Source organism: Flavobacterium inviolabile, from assembly GCF_013389455.1.
GTDB classification, from domain to species: Bacteria; Bacteroidota; Bacteroidia; order Flavobacteriales; family Flavobacteriaceae; genus Flavobacterium; species Flavobacterium inviolabile.
This window is the reverse complement of record NZ_CP058278.1, coordinates 2,837,832-2,857,668: the sequence shown is the minus strand read 5'-3', so window position 1 is coordinate 2,857,668 and position 19,837 is coordinate 2,837,832. Positions and strand designations below refer to the sequence as shown.

The 19,837-nt window shown below is 41.9% G+C and carries 20 protein-coding genes, 2 tRNA genes and 1 pseudogene; 10 read left to right on the top strand and 13 right to left on the bottom strand.

Annotation, left to right across the window (positions count from 1 at the left end):
* Window positions 1–373: 373 nt before the first annotated feature.
* From HW120_RS12830 to HW120_RS12815, 4 genes are all read left to right on the top strand, one after another.
* Window positions 374–446 (top strand) — tRNA-Asn (locus HW120_RS12830).
* A gap of 72 nt (window positions 447–518) precedes the next feature.
* A tRNA-Phe gene (locus HW120_RS12825) sits at window positions 519–591 on the top strand.
* Window positions 592–626: 35 nt separating this feature from the next.
* On the top strand, window positions 627–947 hold the full coding sequence (locus HW120_RS12820; RefSeq protein WP_177734488.1) for a hypothetical protein: 321 nt from the start codon (window positions 627–629) through the stop codon (window positions 945–947).
* Window positions 940–1,731 (top strand): ATP-grasp domain-containing protein, encoded by a 792-nt coding sequence (locus HW120_RS12815; RefSeq protein ID WP_177734487.1) that lies wholly within the window; start codon window positions 940–942, stop codon window positions 1,729–1,731. Before HW120_RS12820 ends, HW120_RS12815 begins: the two co-directional genes overlap by 8 nt.
* A gap of 354 nt (window positions 1,732–2,085) precedes the next feature.
* Here the strand turns inward: HW120_RS12815 and HW120_RS12810 are convergent, their stop codons facing one another.
* Window positions 2,086–2,361 (bottom strand): hypothetical protein, encoded by a 276-nt coding sequence (locus HW120_RS12810; RefSeq protein WP_177734486.1) that lies wholly within the window; start codon window positions 2,359–2,361, stop codon window positions 2,086–2,088.
* A gap of 48 nt (window positions 2,362–2,409) precedes the next feature.
* Between HW120_RS12810 and HW120_RS12805 the strand changes: the two genes are divergently transcribed.
* The 4 genes from HW120_RS12805 to HW120_RS12790 all read left to right on the top strand — a co-directional run bounded on the left by HW120_RS12805 (window position 2,410) and on the right by HW120_RS12790 (window position 5,598).
* Complete coding sequence (locus HW120_RS12805; protein WP_177734485.1) at window positions 2,410–3,507, top strand: slipin family protein; 1,098 nt, start codon at window positions 2,410–2,412, stop codon at window positions 3,505–3,507.
* A 44-nt stretch (window positions 3,508–3,551) separates the two neighbouring features.
* Window positions 3,552–4,097, top strand: a complete 546-nt coding sequence (locus tag HW120_RS12800; protein ID WP_177734484.1) for a 3'-5' exonuclease — start codon at window positions 3,552–3,554, stop codon at window positions 4,095–4,097.
* A 139-nt stretch (window positions 4,098–4,236) separates the two neighbouring features.
* Entirely contained in the window at window positions 4,237–4,944 is a 708-nt protein-coding gene (locus HW120_RS12795) for an NRDE family protein (protein ID WP_177734483.1), read from the top strand.
* Between the two features lie 105 nt (window positions 4,945–5,049).
* Complete coding sequence (locus HW120_RS12790; RefSeq protein WP_177734482.1) at window positions 5,050–5,598, top strand: matrixin family metalloprotease; 549 nt, start codon at window positions 5,050–5,052, stop codon at window positions 5,596–5,598.
* Between the two features lie 15 nt (window positions 5,599–5,613).
* Here HW120_RS12790 and HW120_RS12785 read toward each other — a convergent pair whose 3' ends face one another.
* The 12 genes and pseudogenes from HW120_RS12785 to HW120_RS12730 all read right to left on the bottom strand — a co-directional run bounded on the left by HW120_RS12785 (window position 5,614) and on the right by HW120_RS12730 (window position 17,774).
* Window positions 5,614–5,991 carry a hypothetical protein gene (locus HW120_RS12785; protein WP_177734481.1) on the bottom strand — a complete coding sequence of 126 codons (378 nt, stop codon included), beginning with the start codon at window positions 5,989–5,991 and terminating at the stop codon, window positions 5,614–5,616.
* Between the two features lie 48 nt (window positions 5,992–6,039).
* Window positions 6,040–6,789 carry a maleate cis-trans isomerase family protein gene (locus tag HW120_RS12780; protein WP_273245739.1) on the bottom strand — a complete coding sequence of 250 codons (750 nt, stop codon included), beginning with the start codon at window positions 6,787–6,789 and terminating at the stop codon, window positions 6,040–6,042.
* Between the two features lie 16 nt (window positions 6,790–6,805).
* The gene (locus HW120_RS12775; protein WP_177734480.1) at window positions 6,806–7,723 is read right to left on the bottom strand and encodes a fumarylacetoacetate hydrolase family protein; all 918 of its coding nucleotides are present in this window, start codon (window positions 7,721–7,723) and stop codon (window positions 6,806–6,808) included.
* 24 nt (window positions 7,724–7,747) lie between these two features.
* Window positions 7,748–8,854 carry a cupin domain-containing protein gene (locus HW120_RS12770; RefSeq protein ID WP_177734479.1) on the bottom strand — a complete coding sequence of 369 codons (1,107 nt, stop codon included), beginning with the start codon at window positions 8,852–8,854 and terminating at the stop codon, window positions 7,748–7,750.
* Between the two features lie 2 nt (window positions 8,855–8,856).
* A complete protein-coding gene (locus HW120_RS12765) occupies window positions 8,857–9,837 on the bottom strand; it encodes a carbon-nitrogen hydrolase family protein (protein WP_177734478.1) in 981 nt (326 codons plus the stop codon).
* 122 nt (window positions 9,838–9,959) lie between these two features.
* Complete coding sequence (locus HW120_RS12760; protein WP_177734477.1) at window positions 9,960–10,391, bottom strand: acyl-CoA thioesterase; 432 nt, start codon at window positions 10,389–10,391, stop codon at window positions 9,960–9,962.
* Between the two features lie 18 nt (window positions 10,392–10,409).
* Window positions 10,410–11,993: an FMN-binding glutamate synthase family protein gene (locus HW120_RS12755; RefSeq protein ID WP_177734476.1), complete on the bottom strand. Its 1,584-nt coding sequence runs from the start codon at window positions 11,991–11,993 to the stop codon at window positions 10,410–10,412.
* Between the two features lie 7 nt (window positions 11,994–12,000).
* Window positions 12,001–13,602 carry an AMP-binding protein gene (locus HW120_RS12750; protein ID WP_177734475.1) on the bottom strand — a complete coding sequence of 534 codons (1,602 nt, stop codon included), beginning with the start codon at window positions 13,600–13,602 and terminating at the stop codon, window positions 12,001–12,003.
* A 20-nt stretch (window positions 13,603–13,622) separates the two neighbouring features.
* Window positions 13,623–13,976 (bottom strand): annotated as a pseudogene (locus HW120_RS12745) (four helix bundle protein).
* A gap of 62 nt (window positions 13,977–14,038) precedes the next feature.
* Window positions 14,039–16,339: an oxidoreductase gene (locus HW120_RS12740; RefSeq protein ID WP_177734474.1), complete on the bottom strand. Its 2,301-nt coding sequence runs from the start codon at window positions 16,337–16,339 to the stop codon at window positions 14,039–14,041.
* Window positions 16,340–16,342: 3 nt separating this feature from the next.
* Window positions 16,343–16,948 carry a flavin reductase family protein gene (locus tag HW120_RS12735; RefSeq protein ID WP_177734473.1) on the bottom strand — a complete coding sequence of 202 codons (606 nt, stop codon included), beginning with the start codon at window positions 16,946–16,948 and terminating at the stop codon, window positions 16,343–16,345.
* A gap of 214 nt (window positions 16,949–17,162) precedes the next feature.
* Entirely contained in the window at window positions 17,163–17,774 is a 612-nt protein-coding gene (locus HW120_RS12730; RefSeq protein WP_177734472.1) for a hypothetical protein, read from the bottom strand.
* A gap of 176 nt (window positions 17,775–17,950) precedes the next feature.
* Between HW120_RS12730 and HW120_RS12725 the strand changes: the two genes are divergently transcribed.
* Both HW120_RS12725 and HW120_RS12720 read left to right on the top strand, forming a co-directional pair.
* Window positions 17,951–18,370 carry an IS1/IS1595 family N-terminal zinc-binding domain-containing protein gene (locus HW120_RS12725; RefSeq protein WP_177734471.1) on the top strand — a complete coding sequence of 140 codons (420 nt, stop codon included), beginning with the start codon at window positions 17,951–17,953 and terminating at the stop codon, window positions 18,368–18,370.
* Between the two features lie 103 nt (window positions 18,371–18,473).
* Complete coding sequence (locus HW120_RS12720; protein WP_177734470.1) at window positions 18,474–19,823, top strand: porin; 1,350 nt, start codon at window positions 18,474–18,476, stop codon at window positions 19,821–19,823.
* The last annotated feature ends 14 nt before the right edge of the window (window positions 19,824–19,837 follow it).

Here is a 19,837-nt window from a genome sequence, read left to right as displayed (position 1 = left end):
ATCAGATGAGAGACAGCCATTTGAGAAAAATAGTAAACCGCTTTCGTTAGCGGACAGGGATTGCTTTGCTTTAAAATTATATATAACTATTTGATAATCAGAAAAATAAATTAAAAAATACTTGCACGGTTGAAAAATTCAACTTTATCTTTGCAGCAGAAAATTACAGCACAACAATGACAAGAATACAGGCAACATATAAAACACTATTACAAATGAATTTCAATTCAGTAAAAAATACTATCGGAAGCAATCCTCTTACTGGATTTGACTTTCAGCGAATACGGGTGTATCCATAATGCATAAGATCATGATAATCTTATACAATTGATGAGCACCTTATACAAGGTGCTTTTTTTATGCCCTTACAAAAGATTCTGTAGCTCAATTGGCAGAGCGCTTGACTGTTAATCAATAGGTTGAAGGTTCGAATCCTTCCGGAATCGCAGGAGTTCTTAGAAAGGAACCGGACTTATTGGGATTTCCGACTGTCTCTCGGAAATCTCATAAAGTCAGCCGGAATGGTGGTGTACCCGGTGTGCACGTCTGCCTGAAGCGCAGAAGGTATTCGTTCAATTCGGATCCGTTCCACAATAAAATGAAGTTTAATTTAAAAAAGGTACGCTATGAGACCAGACATTTTAAAAAGGTTTTTAACCAATACTGATGAAACAGAAAGATTTTTAATGAAATCAGGAAAAACAGGAATCATCTATTTTGTGGAGCCGCTTTACAATGGAAAAACGCCGGAATGGGGTAATGTGGATCCGGCTACCAAAAAAATTACCGGCAATTACGGTTCCGGATATACCGGAGCCGTTACCCGGAAAGAATCGATCATTACCGAAGAAAACGATTTTGTAAATATTGGCTATTGCAACGGAAGTTCTTTAGGACAGGCAGGCAGACGGGATCAGGAACATTTAAAACGGATGTACCATGGATAAGCTGTTATACAACCGGATAGCCTTAGTGGGGATTGAACCGGAAGAATACGACATTATACAGGCGAATTACCAGGGCCATATCGTCTGGCATCAAGCCACACCGAAAATACTGATCAAAGACGGAACGCTGTTTATGGAAAAACAAACCGGAGTAGGGATGCTGCCCATTGACAAAGTGGTGTACTATGGAATTTATGAAAACGATTTCGATTTTATAACCGGTCTGGCGCTATGGGGAGGCGATTGTTTCCCAAATGCCCTTGGCATGATGGATTGCCGGCTAAAGATTCCGTGCCTGGTAAAAGCAATGCAGTATTCCCGTTTTAGTTCACCCAGAGGGTTTATTTCGGAAGATACCGAGATGGATACTCAAACGGATACCGTGGCAAAATGGGGCAACTGGCACTGCGGGGAAAACAAACACCGTTTTTCAGGATACTGGAAAAGTGAGGAAGCTTCCGTGATTGAGCCTTTCTTTAGCGGTGAGGCTGTCCGGATCATGATTATCGGTACCGAAGCCTGGCAGATAAAGCTCGAAGGAGCAACCTGGCTAAAATCGATACATCCGGATGAAGCCTGCTTTATGCCGGTCGATCCGGAACTGTTGGAAGATTCGAAACAGCTGATGGAAAAACTCCGGATGGACATGATTGGAAACGATTATATCCTCGGGGATAACGGAACAAAATATTTACTGGAAGTAAACCATATTCCGAATATCACCCGGTTTGAATCCGTCAGATTAACATATTTACACACTGTTATTGCGTGGATTAAAAAATAATTTGAAAAAATATTTATATACGCACATATACTGCGTAGTTGTGTTGAAATCTTTGTCCGGTAATACATGACAACGTTTAAAACACATTTTAAAAATATCAGACAAGTCCTGTTGTGTGTTTCGGTATAGCACCATTGCAATATACTTTGCTTAGCGGTATTAAGTTTTATTGTACAACTTGATTTGAAGGTTTTACTGTTTTCCAAAAAAGCAGCAATGAATTGCAGGTTCGAGTCCTGCTTCCGGTTAAACGGAATTGCGAAATTGGTAATCGCACAAGTTTAGGGGACTTGTTTCATTTAAAAGGGTTCGAATCCCTGCGTATTTACATACGTTAGCTCGTCCGGTTGAGTACTACACTTCTAATGTAGTTTTTGTTACAGGCCAAAAGTCTGTGAGACCGAGTTGGCATTTCTCTAAAAAATGCACCAGAAAACGATTGTGCCCTTGTTGGTGATTATTGCCTGCAATGTCGATAATCACATTCCTGACAAGACCTGAGATCAGGCTTTGTTTATGGAAAAACAGATTTGCTTTATTGTTTGCTCTTTTTTTAGGAAAAGAAATATAGCCATAAACCATTCCTGCGGATCTGTAAACCACTTGTTTTCCGTCCTTTTCAGGAAACAACGGCCATCGTTTTTATTAAAAAGATTTAAAAATTTAAAAAATACAGTTATGTTAAAAAAAATACATATTAAAGCTTTACAAACCGCTTTGGTTTTCCAGAATCAGAAATTGATTCAGGTATTACAGGAAGGTTCTTACTGGATTTTCGGTAATAAGGAAGTGGTTATTTACGATAACAATACTGCCTTTCATTCCCAGTATGAATTAAATTATATCATGCAGAATGAAGTATTGGCAGCTATGTTAACGGTTGTTGAAGTAGCTGATGATCAGATTGTATTGCAATTTGAAAACGGTAACTTTAAAGAAGTAATGACAGCCGGCCGTTATGCCTTTTGGAAAGGTTTTATCAAACGGGAATTTATTACGGTCGATTTATCCAAAGTGGATATTACAGAAGCTGTTCCGATAACTTTATTGGACAACATCCGCATCAGCAATTATGTACGCCGCTTTTTGGTTTTGAGCCATGAAAAAGCATTGTTGTATATTAACGGTGTGTTCATCAAAGAATTGACAGCTGGAATGCATTATTTCTGGAAGAATAATACCACTGTAGAAGTACGGACAATCGATGTCCGCCAGCAACAAATGGAGATCTCCGGTCAGGAATTATTAACGAGAGATAAAGCGGCCTTACGCATTAATTTTTTTGTACGTTATCAGATAACCGATATTATTAAAGCATTGGTTATTAATAAAGATACCGAAAAACAATTGTATATTATGATGCAGTTGGCATTGCGTGCTTTTGTGGGAAGTTTGACCCTGGATGAATTATTGAATAAAAAGGATGCCATTGCCGAAATTATCTTGCAGGAAACAGCAGCCAGAATAAGTGAGTTGGGCTTAACGGTTTCCGATGCCGGTATCCGCGATGTGATCTTACCGGGCGATATGAAGGAAATCATGAACCAGGTATTGGTGGCCGAGAAAAAAGCACAGGCAAACAGCATCATGCGACGTGAAGAAACGGCAGCAACGCGCAGTTTATTGAATACTGCCAAATTAATGGAAGAAAATGAGATGTTATGGAAATTGAAAGAGATGGAATACGTTGAAAAAATTGCGGATAAAATTGGTGAGATCACCATTTCCGGCAGCGGTAACATCATTGGTCAGTTGAAAGACATCTTTGTAAAATAACAAAACTACGGGTAGGGTATCCGTAGTTTTTAAAAAGATAAAAAATGAAAACAACAGCTAAAATTATCATTATAGATTTAGAAGCCACATGCTGGCAGGGACCGGTTCCGGCCGGACAGGAAAATGAAATTATTGAAATCGGGATTTGCGTGCTGGATAGCCATACCAGTGAAATAACGAAGAATCAGGGGATTTTAATAAAGCCGCAACATTCCGCTGTAAGTGCGTTTTGTACGGAATTAACAACAATTACCCAGGATTTGCTGGAACAAAAAGGAATTCCGTTTGCGGAAGCGTTGGAAAAACTTACGGAACAGTATGATCCAAAAGAATACACCTGGGCGAGTTATGGAGCCTACGACCTGAACATGCTAAAGAAACAATGTGCCCGGTTCAATCTGGATTACCCTATGGGAGCGGAGCATATCAATGTTAAAGTACTCTTTGCCGAAACCAGAGGTTTGCAAAAACCTACCGGTATGAATGGCGCTTTAAGCATCCTGGATATTCCGCTGGAAGGAACCCATCACCGTGGTGTGGACGATGCCAAAAATATTGCCAAGATCCTGTATTGGTGCTTAAAGCAATAATTGTTTTTTGATGTAAAAGCTTCGGAATTCCGAAACTTTTTTTATTGGTCAAAAGTGAGTTTACGGCTATTGGAATTACCGGAAATAACTGACCGGTAAACGGATTGTTTTTGGGAAAATTTCTATAATTTAGTAGATTATGTGCACAGTAACTTTTATAAACAGCAACGGTAAATACATCATTACCTCAAACCGTGATGAAATGATTGCCAGACCGGCTTTAGAGCCGCGAAAATATTTTGTTAACGGGCAGCAGGTTTTTTATCCTAAAGACAGTAAAGCAGGCGGAACCTGGTATGCAGTGAGCGAAAAAGGCCGTGTTGTTGTGCTTTTAAACGGAGCAGAGGAAAGGCTTGCCCGGAAAGCTGCCTACAGAATGAGCAGGGGACTGATCGTTTTGGAACTAATAAGCGCCGCATCAGTACTGCAAAGCTGGCGCAACATCAATTTAAACGAAATCGAATCTTTTACATTGGTTGTCTTTGAGGCGGATACATTATACCAGTTGCAATGGAATGAGGTCAGTAAAAGTGAAACGGAACTGGATGCCGCCAAAAACTATATCTGGTCCTCCGCAACCCTGTATCCGAAAGCGGTCAGGGAACAACGGGCTGAATGGTTTGCCCGTTTTGTAAAATCAAATCCGGTTATTACCGAATCGGAGATGATGACGTTTCATCATTATGCCGAAAATGAAGACTGCGAAAACGGACTGGTGATCAACAGGGACAATGTCTTGAAAACGCTCAGTATTACGCAAACGATAATTCAGCAGCAAAAAGTGACGCTCAATCATGAAGACCTGACAGCAAACCAACAATTTACAAACACTTTTATTAGTGTTTAAACAGATTTAAGAAAGTTTAAAACTTGTTTTATTTTAAAGAATTATATGCGTTACATATTGTTTTTAACTCTCAGTTTATTTTTAATCGGTTGTCATCAAAAAAAGGTGGTAGGAATTGTTCCATACAAAGGAATGGCTCCGGATAAGGTAGATACAATTTCAAAAGTTATTTCCAATTTTTATGATGTGAAAATTGTCGTTTTACCGGAGCGAAAACTATATAAGGAAGCTTATACAGCTGTAAAATCACCAAGATATAGAGCTGATAGTATTATAAGAATTCAAAAAAGGGTAGATCTGGATACGCTGGACTATGTTTTAGGATTAACAAACAGCGATATATCCATAACAAAATATGATACAAACGGAAATATTAGAAAACCGGAATCGAGGTATCGTGATTTTGGGATTATGGGATTCGCATATTGTCCCGGCAATAGTTCGGTCGTATCGACTTACCGGATACAACATAAAGATACTGAAATTACGCTGTCAAGATTTAAAAAGGTCGTTATCCATGAATTCGGGCATAATTTGGGTTTGCCCCATTGTGAAGACAAGCACTGTGTGATGACTGATGCTGTCGAAAAGATTGCAACAGTGGATAATGCAAAAATGAAACTCTGTAAAAAATGTAAAGGGAAATTAAACTAATTTCCCCTTATCTTTTTATAAAATCGCTCTAACGGTAATGTGTGATTCTTCACCGCTTTGCCACAGATCGCCTTTAACGGTAATCGTATCACCAACAACAACTGTTTTGTATTGTTCGTGCTTGGTTAAATTAGAATGGCTGATGGTCGCAAAGAATACTTTTTTATCAGCAGTTTCCAACGTTGCGGTATAACCGTCTTTACCGGGCTGGATAGCGGTAATTTTTCCGGAAACCGTTTCTGTTACCTGCGGAGCTGCTTCCGGTTCTGCTGCAGGAGCTGTCTGCTCAACTGCGGCCGGTTCCGGAACACTTTCTTCTTTTTTAGTCTGATTACAGCTTAATAATAAAGCCAGGGCAGCAAAGCTTGCGCTATTTCGTAATATACTTTTCATAGAAATTGATTTTAATATCAAAAATAGAAAATTTAAACAGGGAAAAGATTAATATTTTCCGTTTAACAATTCCCCGCCAATAGGCGCTTTTGCTTCCAGTCCGAGTTTTTTCATCATTTCATAGGTCGTACAAACGGCGGCAGAAGTCACCGGAATCCCGATTTCTTTCTGGATCAGGTCAATCGCTTCCAAAGACGGCATCTGCACACAGGCAGAAGCTACCAGTACATCAACACCTTCCAGGTTCAGCCTTTTGTAGATGTCCAGCAGGTTCATCGGATCCTGCGCAGCCACTTCCAGATTATCCGGAATTTCCAGGGCAATCGAATCGACAACCTCAAATCCCTGATGCTCGATATAATCGACAACCAAATCCGTAAGCGGACGCATATAAGGCGTAATAACCGCTACTTTTTTAGCCCCCAAAACCTTTAAACCGTTAATCAGCGCACCGGCACTGGTAACGATAGGAGTAGGGAAGTCATTTTTTATGGTTTCCTGGTGCAGGTTCACTTCCGAAACGCAGTGGTAACCGCGTCCCATACTCATGATGGCTACCAGACAGGCATAGCCCATTACATCGACATGCGCATCGGATAATTCCTGAGCACATTTCAAACTCATGGCATCCATTGCTTCCAGTTCTTCTTTGGTCACTTTTTTCATTCGCATACGGCTGGAATGAAAGGTAAAACGTTCCGGTAAAATCGTTTCACGGGAACGGAAAACAGCCGGAATTTCGGTTTCCATAGTTACGTTAGAACTGGGAACGATCTGGCCGATTCTGTATTTTTTCATGGGTATAATCGGGATATTAATTTTTATTTAATTCTTTGATTGTATTGGTTATAGTGCCAATTCCTTCAACTGTTGCTTCAACCGTGTCGCCATCCCACATCCATTCCTGCGGATTGCGTCCGGCACCCACACCGGCAGGTGTTCCGGTAGCAATAATATCGCCCGGTTCCAGGGTAAATACTGTACTCAGGTCTTCAATCAGATCGTTGATGTTGAACAACATAAATCGGGTATTGGAATTTTGTTTTTCAACCCCATTCAGCTTTAAAGACAGGTTCAGGTTATGCGGATCCGGAATTTCATCTTTGGTAACCAGAACCGGTCCCATCGGTGCAAAAGTATCCTGTCCTTTTGAAACGATCCATTGCCCGGAACGACGGCAGTCTCTGGCACTGATATCGTTGATTATCGTATATCCGAAAACATAATCCAAAGCTTTTTCTTTGGCTACATATTTTCCTTCCTTACCGATAACAACAGCCAATTCCACTTCCCAGTCCAGCTGCTGTGTTAGTTTCGGATTGTGAATGATAGCAGTGTCTGTTCCGGTAACCGCTGTTGGCGGTTTGGAAAAAATTACCGGCTGTTGCGGCAATTCTTTGGATGTGTCCAGTGTTCTGGCACTTTCGGCAACGTGTTCGGTATAGTTTAATCCGATTCCGATAATGTTTTTGCGGGGTTTCGGGATAGGAGCCAGGAACGTTACATTCGATAGCGGATAATAGCAATTGCTCTTTTGTTCTTCTGTCAGGCTGTCAATCAGGCTTTGTATTCGCTTAACCTCATCCAGCCCGAGGTCAATCAGATCCAGCATTGTCAGCGGAAGCGTTTCTTCTTTTATTCGGGCAACATCTTCAAGATCGATCATGTGATTGTCCTGAACAACTCCTAAACGCGGAGCAACATGGTTAATTCTGTAAGTAGCTAATTTCATTGTGTATTTTGATTCTTCGTGTAATTAAATGGTTTGAAAGCCGTTGTTTTCCGTATATGCCTGTTCCTGATACAATCCCAGCGATTTGATAACCGGTAAATCGTTAAACGAGAAAAGACAGGCGTCTTCTGTTTCGGAAAGGTTTACATGCTCGTGATATACCCATGACGGTACGCAGAAAATATCGCGCTCTTTCCAGTCATAGCGTTTTCCGCCAATGATGGAATAGCCTTTTCCTTTGGCACACTGGTATACGAACGAACCGGTATGTCTGTGGGCTTTGGTGTGTTCACCGGCGCGCAGTAACTGCATCGAAGCACCCATGGTTTGCATAACCGGTCCGCCGGTTAACGGATTGGAGTAATCCATGATGATGCCGTCATAAGGAGAGCCTTCGTTTACTTTTGCCGCTTCCAATAAAGCAGGATAAACAGTTTTCCAGGAATATTTAAACAATGGAGAGTACGGTTTATCCCAAACCCTGTCGGCAGGGATTAACCCGGCGCCGCTATAAGTTAACGGCAAATGATTTAAAGGCGCTTCCAGAGGCTGTTTGCCTTCGTGAACGGCATAATCGTTAGCTTCCAGAGCATTGACAAGCGGAATATCCAAACCATCCTGCCAGATACAGGTTTTGCCATCGGCTTCAACACCGTGTTCGTGCCAGCTGGAATTGGGAGTGATCACAAAGTCATTAACTTCCAGCATGATCTTATTCCCGTCCACTACGGTGTAGCCGCCGGAACCTTCCATGATAAAGCGCAGGGCAGAAGCCTTATGGCGGTGGGCCGAAGTACTTTCGCCCGGTCGGGTAACCTGAATACCGGTGTATAGCCAGCCTACGGCGGCACTTACGTCTTTTCGTTTGTCATTTACCAGATAAACCACACGGCGGCCTGCTTGTTCCGGCGTAACCAGTTCGGATGATTTTAGTACCAGTTCACGTAAGTTTTCATATTTCCACAGCATCGGAACCGAAGAAGTCCGCGGTTCCCAGGGTTCAATATCGTTGGCAACGGTCCACAAGGCACCGGCACCTAATGTTTCCAGTTCTTTATAGTAGGCTTCCAGTTCCGGAGTATCTTTTACCCGGGCTCTGCCAATAACATCATCATTAAATGGATCATTCATAATTATTCCTTATTAAATGCTTCGTGACTGTTAATAAAAGTTATTTTTCGGGTTGGCGCCGTGTTTACGCGCAAATCGAAAATATCGAATCGGTTGTAATGCCCTAAAATGTCATGCATTTGTTTGGGCTGTATGCATTTTGCCAGATCAATATCGGCATATACGATACCTTCCTCATCAATCAGCGGTTCGCCGATCACGGCTCCGTTTGGTCCTATAAACCCGGAGAAAGCCGAGTTTTTTCGGGTTAGTAATTCTTCCACATTCGGGACATCTTCTTTTAGTGCATCCATAATTTCCTGTGAAATTGTAGAGCAGGAAACAATGGTAAACAGTTTGCCTTCAAAAGAATGTGCCGCTGCCCGGATTTTAATAGCTTCCGCCATATTGTAATCCGGCGGAGCTACCGGAAGGGAAATATAATTGGCAATGTGAATCAGTTCGCCTTGTGCAAGCAGCGTAAACCGTGCCAGCGTATTGGTGTTTTCACCACAGGCCAGCGTTCCGATAGGGCCAATTTCGGTGGGATATACTTTAAGGGACGAACCGTCGCCGGAAGTCCATGTTAGTTTTTCTGCCCAGGTAGGGACTAATTTCCGGTGTTTGCCAATGCAGTTTCCCTGATTGTCAATGATCAGATTGGTGTTGTAAATTTCGCCATAGCTGGTGCCACGCTCGTTAATACCCATAACAATATGGATGTTATGCGTTTTGGCAGCCTGGTAAATCCGTTTCATTTCCGGATCATCCACCGCTACAGCATTGCGGTATAACACTTCATACCATTTGCTTCCCTGAACCGGTGTCATGATCCAGTTCCAGTACGGATAACCGGCAATAAAAACCTCCGGAAAGGCGATAAGCTGTGCGCCGTTTGCGGCGGCTTCTGCAATTATACCGATGGCCTTGTCAACCGTTTTCTCCACATTTAGAAAAACCGGAGCTGTCTGGACGGTGGCGGCTTTAAATTTTGAAAAATCCATTGTAATTTTTGATATATGATTTTTGATATATGATTTTTGATATATGATATATGATATATGATTTGGGATGTTTGATATATGATGTATGATATACCATTTGGGATGTGAATGACAACCGGATCTTATAGCGTTACCAACAAATACTTATTAATTTTATGTTTCATGTCTTCAGAAAAAGCTTCGGCTTTGATATTGTCCCGGTTTTCGGTAAAAGCAACATTAACAAGCGTTACTTCGCCTTCCAGACATATTGTTCCCTTTTCATCCTCAAACTGAAATCCGCACAACAGGGAAGCACCGCCCAGGTGTTTTACCCATAGTTTTTTGGTCAGGGTTTCTCCCAAACGGGCCGCTTTTTTGAATTGTACTTTTAAATCTACCGTTGGGATACCGTTTGTTTCGTGCATTTTGGAAAACGGACGTTCCAGTGCTTCTTCAAACCAGTCTTCAACCAGGCAGTTCAGCATTTCCAGAAAGCGGGGATAAAATACGATTCCGGCATAATCAACATGCTGGAAGCGGACTTTTTCAGTTTTTATAAAATATTGGTTCATGGTATTGTAATAATTAATTTAGAAACTTTCCGCAACGGCTTTTTTCCAAAAGAAGGCAAATTCTTTGGGAACGGTTGTTTCGTTTAACAAACAACCACGTTCGATTTCCGGATACATTTCATAATAGGTTTCTATTTTTGTTCCGCTCACGCGGGCACTGATAACAGTCCGGTCAACATCGTCCGGATGTTCCAGTCCGGCAGAAGCCATCAGTTCCATGGCACTTTTAACGGTTTCATGCTGAAAACGGGCAACACGCACGCTTTTTTCTTCCGGAACCAGTCCTTTTACCAGTTTGGGATCCTGTGTGGCAACACCGGTCGGACAGGTATTGGCATGGCATTCCAATGCCTGAATACAGCCCAAAGCAAACATCATTCCGCGTGCCGAATTGCAGACGTCTGCACCAATCGACAGGCATTTGATAATGTCGAATCCGGTAATTACTTTTCCGCTGGCAATGATCTTGATCTCATCCTTAATGCCAAAACCGTTTAAACAGTCGTATACAAAGGCTAAAGCTTCCCGTAACGGCATACCCACATGATCGGAATATTCCTGAGGTGCAGCCCCGGTTCCGCCTTCGCCGCCATCGACAGTGATAAAGTCAAAATAGGTCCGGGTTTGTACCATTGCTTTGCAAATGGCTAAGAATTCCGATTTGTTACCAATACAGATTTTCATCCCGATCGGTTTTCCTCCGGAGCCTTTGCGCAGGGTTTTGATAAAGTCCATCAATTCCAGTGGTGTCGAAAAAGCGGAATGTCTTGGCGGGGAAATAATATCGTTCCCTTTTTCGACCAGACGAATGGCTGCAATTTCATCGGTTACCTTTTGTTTCGGTAAAATTCCGCCATGTCCCGGTTTGGCTCCCTGTGAAAATTTGATCTCGATCATTTTTACATTGTCCAGAACGGCTCTTTTGGAGAATTCTTCATACGAGAATTTACCTTCTTTATCGCGACAGCTGAAATATCCGGTTCCGATGTTCCAGACAATATCGCCGCCGTTTTGAAGGTGGTAAGGCGAAAGTCCGCCTTCGCCGGTATTGTGGTAAAAACCACCTTGCTTAGCACCGGAATTTAAAGCCAGGATAGCATTTTTGCTCAAAGAACCGTAGCTCATCGCGCTGATGTTGAATAAGCTGGCCATATACGGTTTTTCACATTGTGAGGAGCCGATCTTGATTTTCGGATCGGGATCCACTTCCGAAAATGGAATGGCTTTAATACTGTGGTTGATCCATTTGTAGCCGGGTTCGTAAACGTTTAACTGCGTTCCGAACGGCATGGAATCCGTTTCTTTTTTACTGCGCTGGTACACCAGGCTGCGCTGCAAACGGTTAAAAGGTTTTCCGGCCGTGTCGGTTTCGATAAAATACTGGCGCATTTCCGGTCCGATCGATTCCAGCAGGTAACGCATTCTTCCCAGTAAAGGGAAATTTCGTTTGATACTCTGTTTGGACTGGTACATGTCATGTAGTCCCATCGCTATTAACGGAAGGAATATTAATAGCAGAAAACTGAATTTCCAATTCACATAGATTAAAATCGCTGTTATGGATAAAATGGTTATACTGAAAACTACAAATGCTTTTCTCATCCTGTTACTATTTTAGTTTATATCGTTGAATTTTTCCTGTTTCCGTTTTGGGAAGACTATCTAAAAAACGAATTTCTCTCGGATATTTATACGGGGCAGCCACATCTTTAAACCAGTTCTGAATCGATTTTCCAAAATCGTTGCCCGCTTTGGATTTGTCTTTCAGAACAATATACGAGCAAACCAGCATACCGCGTTCTTCATCCGGTAATCCTACAACGGCACATTCGGCAATTTCCGGATGGGTGAGCAATACGCTTTCTACTTCAATGGCAGCAATATTATAGCCGGAAGAGATAATCATGTCATCCCCGCGGGCGATAAACCAGAAATAACCGTCTTCATCTTTTTTAAAGATGTCACCCGTCAGGTTCCAGCCGTTTTGCACATATTCTTTTTGTTTGTCCGTTCGGTTCAGGTAACGGCAGCCGGTAATTCCGCGAACGGCTAATCTTCCCGGTTCGTTAACCCCAAGATCGTTTCCTTTTTTGTCTACTATTTTGGCTTCATAACCGTGAATAGGCAAACCGGTAGCGCCTTTTCTCATATTGTCGTCATTGGACGAAATAAAAATATGCAGCATTTCGGTAGCTCCGATTCCGTCTATTATTTTTAACCCGGTGGCATCATACCAATCTTCCCAGACCTTTAAAGGTAATGTTTCTCCTGCAGAAATACACTTGCGAAGCGAAGAAATATCATATTCTTTAACTTTTGTTGCCAAAACACGCCATGCGGTAGGAGCAGTAAAGCAAACCGTTATTTTGTGTTTCTGAATGGCTTCCAGGAGCAATTCCGGTGACGGTTTTTCAATCAGAAAAGTGGAAGCACCATAATAAAAAGGAAACAATACCAATCCGCCTAATCCGAAAGTAAAGCCTAATGGCGGGCTTCCGGTAAAAATATCTTCCGGTTTGGGCTGCAGGGAATATTTTGGGAAAGCTTCACAAATCAGGACAATATCGCGATGATAATGTGCGGTCATTTTAGGATTTCCAGTTGTACCGGAAGTAAACCCGATCAGCGAAACAGAATCGGATTTGGTTTTATAATTGGTAAATGTTTTGGATTTGTGCTGAAGCATGTCTTCAAGTTCACAATTGGTTTTTTCGGAACCGTCATAGTGTACCACTTTCTTTAAAAAGGGAGAACGGACCAGATCCATTTCCTCTTTCAGGCGGTAATCGCAAAACACATGCGAGATTTCGGCACTTTCGATCATTACCGATAATTCTTTTTCTCTTAAAAGCGGCATAGTGGCCACTACGATTCCACCGGCTTTTAAGATACCGAACCAGCAGGCAACAAACATCGGATTGTTGGCAGAACGGATTAAGACCCTGTTGCCGCTAACGAAATCCATGTCGTCAGTAAGTGCATTGGCAATCTGGTTAGCCTTGTCATACAAATCCTGAAACGTCCAGGTGGTTTCAAAGGTGCGTATCGCAATATGATGACCGCGGTTTTCTTGAATGTGAATGTCCAGTAATTGCTCGGCACAATTCAGATCTTCCGGAAATTCAAAATCCGTATGATTGAAAATATAGTCCGGCTGGTGTTTGTCTGCCGGCAGATTGTTATGAGCGAAATTATCACTATAATGTTTCATTATTAATTACAAATTAGGAATTAAGAATTACGGAGTGTTTTTTGAATGGAGCCTATTATTTGTAATAGTTCTTCTACATCATCCGGCAAACTCTTCGATAATTCTTTGGTTAAATAATCAGTATCTTTTAAAAGTCTGATTCAATAATGTGTTTCTCTGGCTTCTTTATAAGAAATAGAGCGTTTGACATAAAAATCTTTCCCCGACTGCCTGCCGATTGCTTCTTCTATGTTCGCACCAATGGAGGTGCCGGAACGTAGCAATTGCTTGCTGAGTACAAATTCTTTCCTGTCATTACATAAGAATTGATACACTTTGATTATTCTAACAGCAAAAGCATAGCTTTTTAACTGTACAATGTTATCTTTTCTCATTTCCTTAATTTTGTTTAGATGGCTTATAGTGTCTTTATTCAGGCGTAACTCATAATTCGTAATTATGAATTCTTCTTATGGCTTTCCGGTTTCAGCGCTTTCTTCATGCCTTCGGCAGCTTTTCTTTCGGTGCTTTTCAACGGATACAAATGCGAGATACCCGCCTGATATTGTTTGGGGATATCGTCGGTTTGATACTGTTCGTAAGCCTGTGCATTCCGCACGAAATTAGGATCGATCAGCAAAGGTCTTCCCAGCGCTACCAGATCGGCACGGCCGTTTAACAATATGGTGTTTATCTGGTCAATATCCTGGATATAACCCGTTGTTATCGTAGGGATGTGAACCGTATTCCGGATCGTGTCCGAAAAAGGCGTCTGCCACATTCTGCCTACCTGTGGTTTTTGTCCGGAAACAGTATTTCCGGTTGAAACGTTTATAATGTCTGCTCCGGCATTTTTAAAGGCTTCAGCAATCGCGATTGTATCGTCTTCCGATATTCCGTTTGTAGCCCAGTCGGAAGCAGAGATACGAACCGACATTGGTTTTACCGCCGGGAATACCTTGCGGATGGCTTCAAAAACCTGTAGCGGGAATCGCAGGCGGTTTTCGATGCTGCCGCCAAATTCGTCCTGACGGATATTGGTTAAAGGCGACAGGAAAGAAGCTAACAGGAATCCGTGATGTGCCTGTAGTTCGATCATGTCAAACCCGGCTTCATCCGCATTTTTTGCAGCCTGGACAAATTCAGTAATAACCTGTTCCATATCCTGTGCTGTCATTTCTTTCGGAACGGCTGTTTTATCGTTAAAAGCAAGGGGAGAGGCAGAAAGCAGTTCCCATGGTTTTTCAATCGATTCGGTAGCGCCTTCCCACGGTTTTTTTGTGGCACCTTTTCGCCCGGAATGTCCGAGCTGAATACCTATTTTAGCAGCGGTATTTTGGTGGATAAAAGCTGTTACCTTTTTCCATGCAACTACTTGTTCCTTAGTATATATACCGGCACAACCTAAAGTAATGCGTCCGGTTTGGGAAACGGCGGTCATTTCGGTTAAAATTAAGCCGACACCACCGGTAGCGCGTGCACCGTAATGCATTAAATGCCAGTCGGAAACCAATCCGTCTTCAGCCGAATATTGTCCCATCGGGCTCATTACAATCCGGTTTTTTAATGCCATTTCCCGTAGTTGGAAAGGTGTAAATGCTGCAGGTGTATTGGCGGTATTGTTGTTCTTATGGTTAAATTCGGCAAGTACTTTTTGTGTAAAAGTAGTATCCCGTAATGCCATATTTTCAAACGTAACTTTTTTGGAACGCGTCATCACGCCAAAAGCAAACTGCATAAAATCGTGCTCGATATGGCGATCCATGTGCTCAAACCAGTCCAGCGAAACATTCGCAGCATATTGAATCATTTCAACACGGTTTCTGCGCATTTTTTCATATTGCTGAAAAGCTGCCGTTACGTTGCCGGGATTACTGATCACCGCTTCCGACAGGGCAATGGCACATTCCATAGCCAGTTTGGTTCCGGAACCGATGGAGTAGTGGGCAGTTGCTTTGGCATCACCCAATAAAACAATATTGTCTTTGTGCCAGTTGTCATTGGTTATAGCCGGAAACTGGCGCCAATGAGAACGATTGGAGATCAGGCCGTGTCCCTGCAGTTCTTCTTTAAACAGGGATTCGATTTTTTGTATCGTATCTTTTTCATCAGTTACACTAAAGCCGGCTTTTTGCCAGGTGGCATCCGAGCATTCAAAAATCCAGGTACTCATACCTTCCTGGTACTGATAGGTATGAGCAACAATAGTTCCGTATGGTGTTGTTCTGAAAAAATAGGTAAAAGCGTCCAAAGGTCGTGTAGAGCCCATCCAGACAAAGCGATTCTTTTTTAATTCGGTTTTAGTGCCGAAATCGGAAGCAAACCGATCGCGGATCGCACTGTTGATACCGTCGGAAGCAACAATGATGTCGCTATCGCTCAGTTGGCTCAGGTCGTCAATATTGGTTTCAAAATGCAGGTTAACACCTTCTTCGCGGCAGCGCTGCTGTAATAGTTCCAAAAGTGTTTTTCGGGAGCAGCCGCAAAATCCGTTTCCGGTAATGCGGACAACTTCACCGTCACGGGCAACATCCAGGTCGTCCCAGTAAGCGAATTTGCTTCGTATTAATTCATAGGATTCCGGATCTTTCGTCAGGAATTCACTCAGGGTTTCATCTGAAAAAACGACTCCGAAGCCAAAGCTGTCATCAGCCTTATTGCGTTCGTATACATCTATCTGGCAATCGGGCTGCGCCTTTTTGGTTAAAATGGAAAAATATAAACCGCCGGGACCACCGCCAATAACTGAAATCTTCATTGTTTATGCTCTTTTAATGGAGAATATCTCTCCTAATTTTGAATAATTGGAACCGGCCAAACGCGCTACGGGCTTATAGGTTTCCATATTAATTTTATAATTGTCGAGTAATACATCTTCTGCAACATGAAACATGACCACTTTGCCAATAACAATTGTTGCGCCGCCATGCTTGTGGTTTTCCAGCGTATAGTGATGTACCAGTTCGCACTCCATAGTGATCTGGCATTCTTTTACCCGTGGTGCTTTTACTTTTAAAGAAGGGATCGGTGTTAGTCCGGCCAGTTCAAATTCACTTTGGTCGGAAGGAATATTCATCGAGGTCATGTTCATTTTTTCAACCAGCTCTTCCGTAACCATATTGACTACAAATTGTTTGGTTTCCAGTACATTATTCAGTGTGTCTTTATTGGTGTTGTTGGGGCGTACTGTGGAAAACATGACATGCGGCGGATCTTCGCCAACTGCATTGAAAAAAGAAAAAGGAGCCAGGTTGTAAACGCCTTCATTATTCACGGATGATATCCAGCCGATAGGGCGCGGAATCACGGCGCCGGTAAGTAGTTTGTATATTGCCGATTGGTCTAATACAGACGGATCAAGATGCATAGTGTTGTTTGTTTTATTGCAAATTAAAGGTTTTTTTTTGCAATTAATATTTTTAAAATGATAAAAATATACACTATGTATTTTTATTCTATATTTTTTAAGAATTGTGTATTTTTTGTGATTTTATTGCGTTTTCGGAGCGTTTCAACCTGTTTTAAACGGAATGCCGGTTATAAGTGTTTTTAAGACTGATAGTTGTGAATATATTGCCGGTTTAGTCGTCCTTGATTTTTCGCCATTCCTTTAGCGGCAGGTATTCGCCATCGCGATTGGCAACGAACATCTTATGGCTTTGGGAATGCACCTTTACAAAACCGATACCCGTACAGATTCCAAATCGTTCCAGGTACAGTCGCCGGACTTCTATATAGTAAAACGGATCGTCAGCTGTAGGTTTTTGTGTCATCCAGGTAGCCAGGGTATGCAATCCGCCATCGCCGGATATTTGTTCCCGTACTTCTTTTAATTCCCAGATCCTGTCAAAAATGATGCGGTCCTCTTTTGGTATGGTACTCATGATTTTTTGATAATATGCCTCCCTGTTTTCTGCGGTCAGGTATTCGGTAGTGTTAAAAAGCTGTTTTGTGGTTTCGTTATGGAGCTGATTGATATATTCTTCATCAATATAGATATAGGCATAATCTTTCGGATGCAGGCGGATAAAACTGCTGTAAAACAGTTTCCCGTCTAAAAAAGCCCTTTCTACGGAATCGACCGGAAAATCATAATGATTTGCAGTTGTTTCGGACTGGTGATTTGGCAGGGGATGTTTACAGGATAACAGCGTGAATGATAAGACGGCAGCTGACAAAAGCAAGGATTTCATATACATGACCGGATATATAGATTAAAACGGTGTAATTTTTTAAAAAGCATATTTACTGTTTTAATCGTAAATATAGTGCTTTAATTATATGTAAAGTGTAATTTTTTATTTAAAAAAATAGCAAATTGATGAATGTATTGTTGCTAAAATACTATATTTATGCAAAATTTATATACATGGAGATTTTAGCCTGCCCGAAATGCCAGAACGACAAGATCGTTAAAAGCGGTGTGATCAACCAGCGTCAGCGGTATTTGTGCAAAAAATGCCAATATTACTTTACCGTTAACAAACTGGGTAAAAAGATCGATAATTACTATGTAACAAAAGCATTGCAGTTGTACCTGGAAGGGCTGAGTTACCGCGAAATTGAACGGATTATCGGGGTTTCCCATGTAACGGTGAGCAACTGGATAAAGGAATTTAAGATCAAAAAGCCTTCACACGCCGATTATCATCCTACCTACAAGATTTTTAACCATATAGAACTGATAGAATATCTTAAAAACAAAGAGCAATTATCGGGTGCCGGAATGATCATTACGGAGCTTGGGGACAAATTTATGCTGATAAAATGGGAGCGCTTTAAAGATTAGCTATACTACTTTACAAAAATATATACAGCAATATTTTTTTTCCGTTTCCTTTTCAGAATTTGGTAAAGCAAAAAACAAATTAACAACCAAATTTTAACACCTTATGAAGCGGATCATTTTATTAGCCGGCTTACTGTTTCTCTCGGTAGAAAGCTATTCTCAGGGTTCCACGGATTATGGTTCAGGATTAAAAGTAAATTTCAATGAAGACGGATCCAAATACATGCGCTTTATTGCATGGAATCAGATTTGGTTTCGTTCCTCCGAAATGAATCCGGGAACAATGATTGGTGATGAACCGGCCAGTACGAATACCGATATTGGCAACAGACGTTTGCGAATGCTGGCGTATGCACAGATTTCAAAAAGATACATGATTGTGACCCATTTCGGGATTAACAATCAAACTTTCAGCAGCCCGGCAGGTTCTACAAAAAAACCGGGTATGTTTTTTCACGATGCCTGGAACGAATATGCAGTTGTATTGCCGGAAGCCGATAAGAAATTCAGTTTATCGATAGGCGGCGGATTGCATTACTATATGGGACTTTCCCGTATGACGATGGCCTCCACACTGAATTTCCTGACAATTGATGCCCCGATTTTTAACTGGCCGTTAATTGATAATGCCGATCAGTTTGCCCGACAGGTGGGAATATTCGCCAAAGGGAAATACGGAAAACTGGAATACCGCATGAGCATCAACAAACCTTTTGCCACCAGTACGGCTCCTGTGGATGTAGCGGTTGCCGATAATGCCGTTGCCGTGGATAACAGCGGGAATACCCGATGGTCGAAAGCCGGGTATTTTGAGTATCAGTTTTTAGATCAGGAATCGAATTTGCTTCCTTATAAAGTAGGTTCTTACCTGGGTACCAAAAGAGTCTTCAATTTGGGAGCCGGATTTTATACGGCACCGGAAGCGACCCGTACCTCGGTAAACGGTATCGTTTCAAAACACGACATGAAATTATTTGCAGCCGATGCCTTTTTGGATATGCCATTGGGAGCCAAGGACAAAAAGATGGCTTTAACAGCATATTCCGTGCTATACGATTATGATTTCGGACCCAATTACCTGAGAAATATCGGGATTATGAATGTAGGAGCTTCCGATCCTGGTTTTACAGGCGACAGAGCTTTGGCAGGAGCCGGTAACACACAGCCCATGATTGGTTCCGGAACGATCTGGTATACCCAGGCAGGTTTCCTGCTGCCGTGTAAAGCCGAAAAACCAACGGTTCGCATTCAGCCTTTTAGTGCCTATACCTATAAAAAGTTTGATGCATTGGAAAAATCAAGCTCTCAGTTTGATATCGGTGCCAATTTCTTTCTGGACGGACACCACGCTAAAATCACCACTCAGTATTCCACGCGTCCGGTTTATATTGCAAAAGACAATATTGACGGCATGAAAGGGGATTTATTGATTCAACTGCAAATCTATTTATAAACAACTTTGACTAA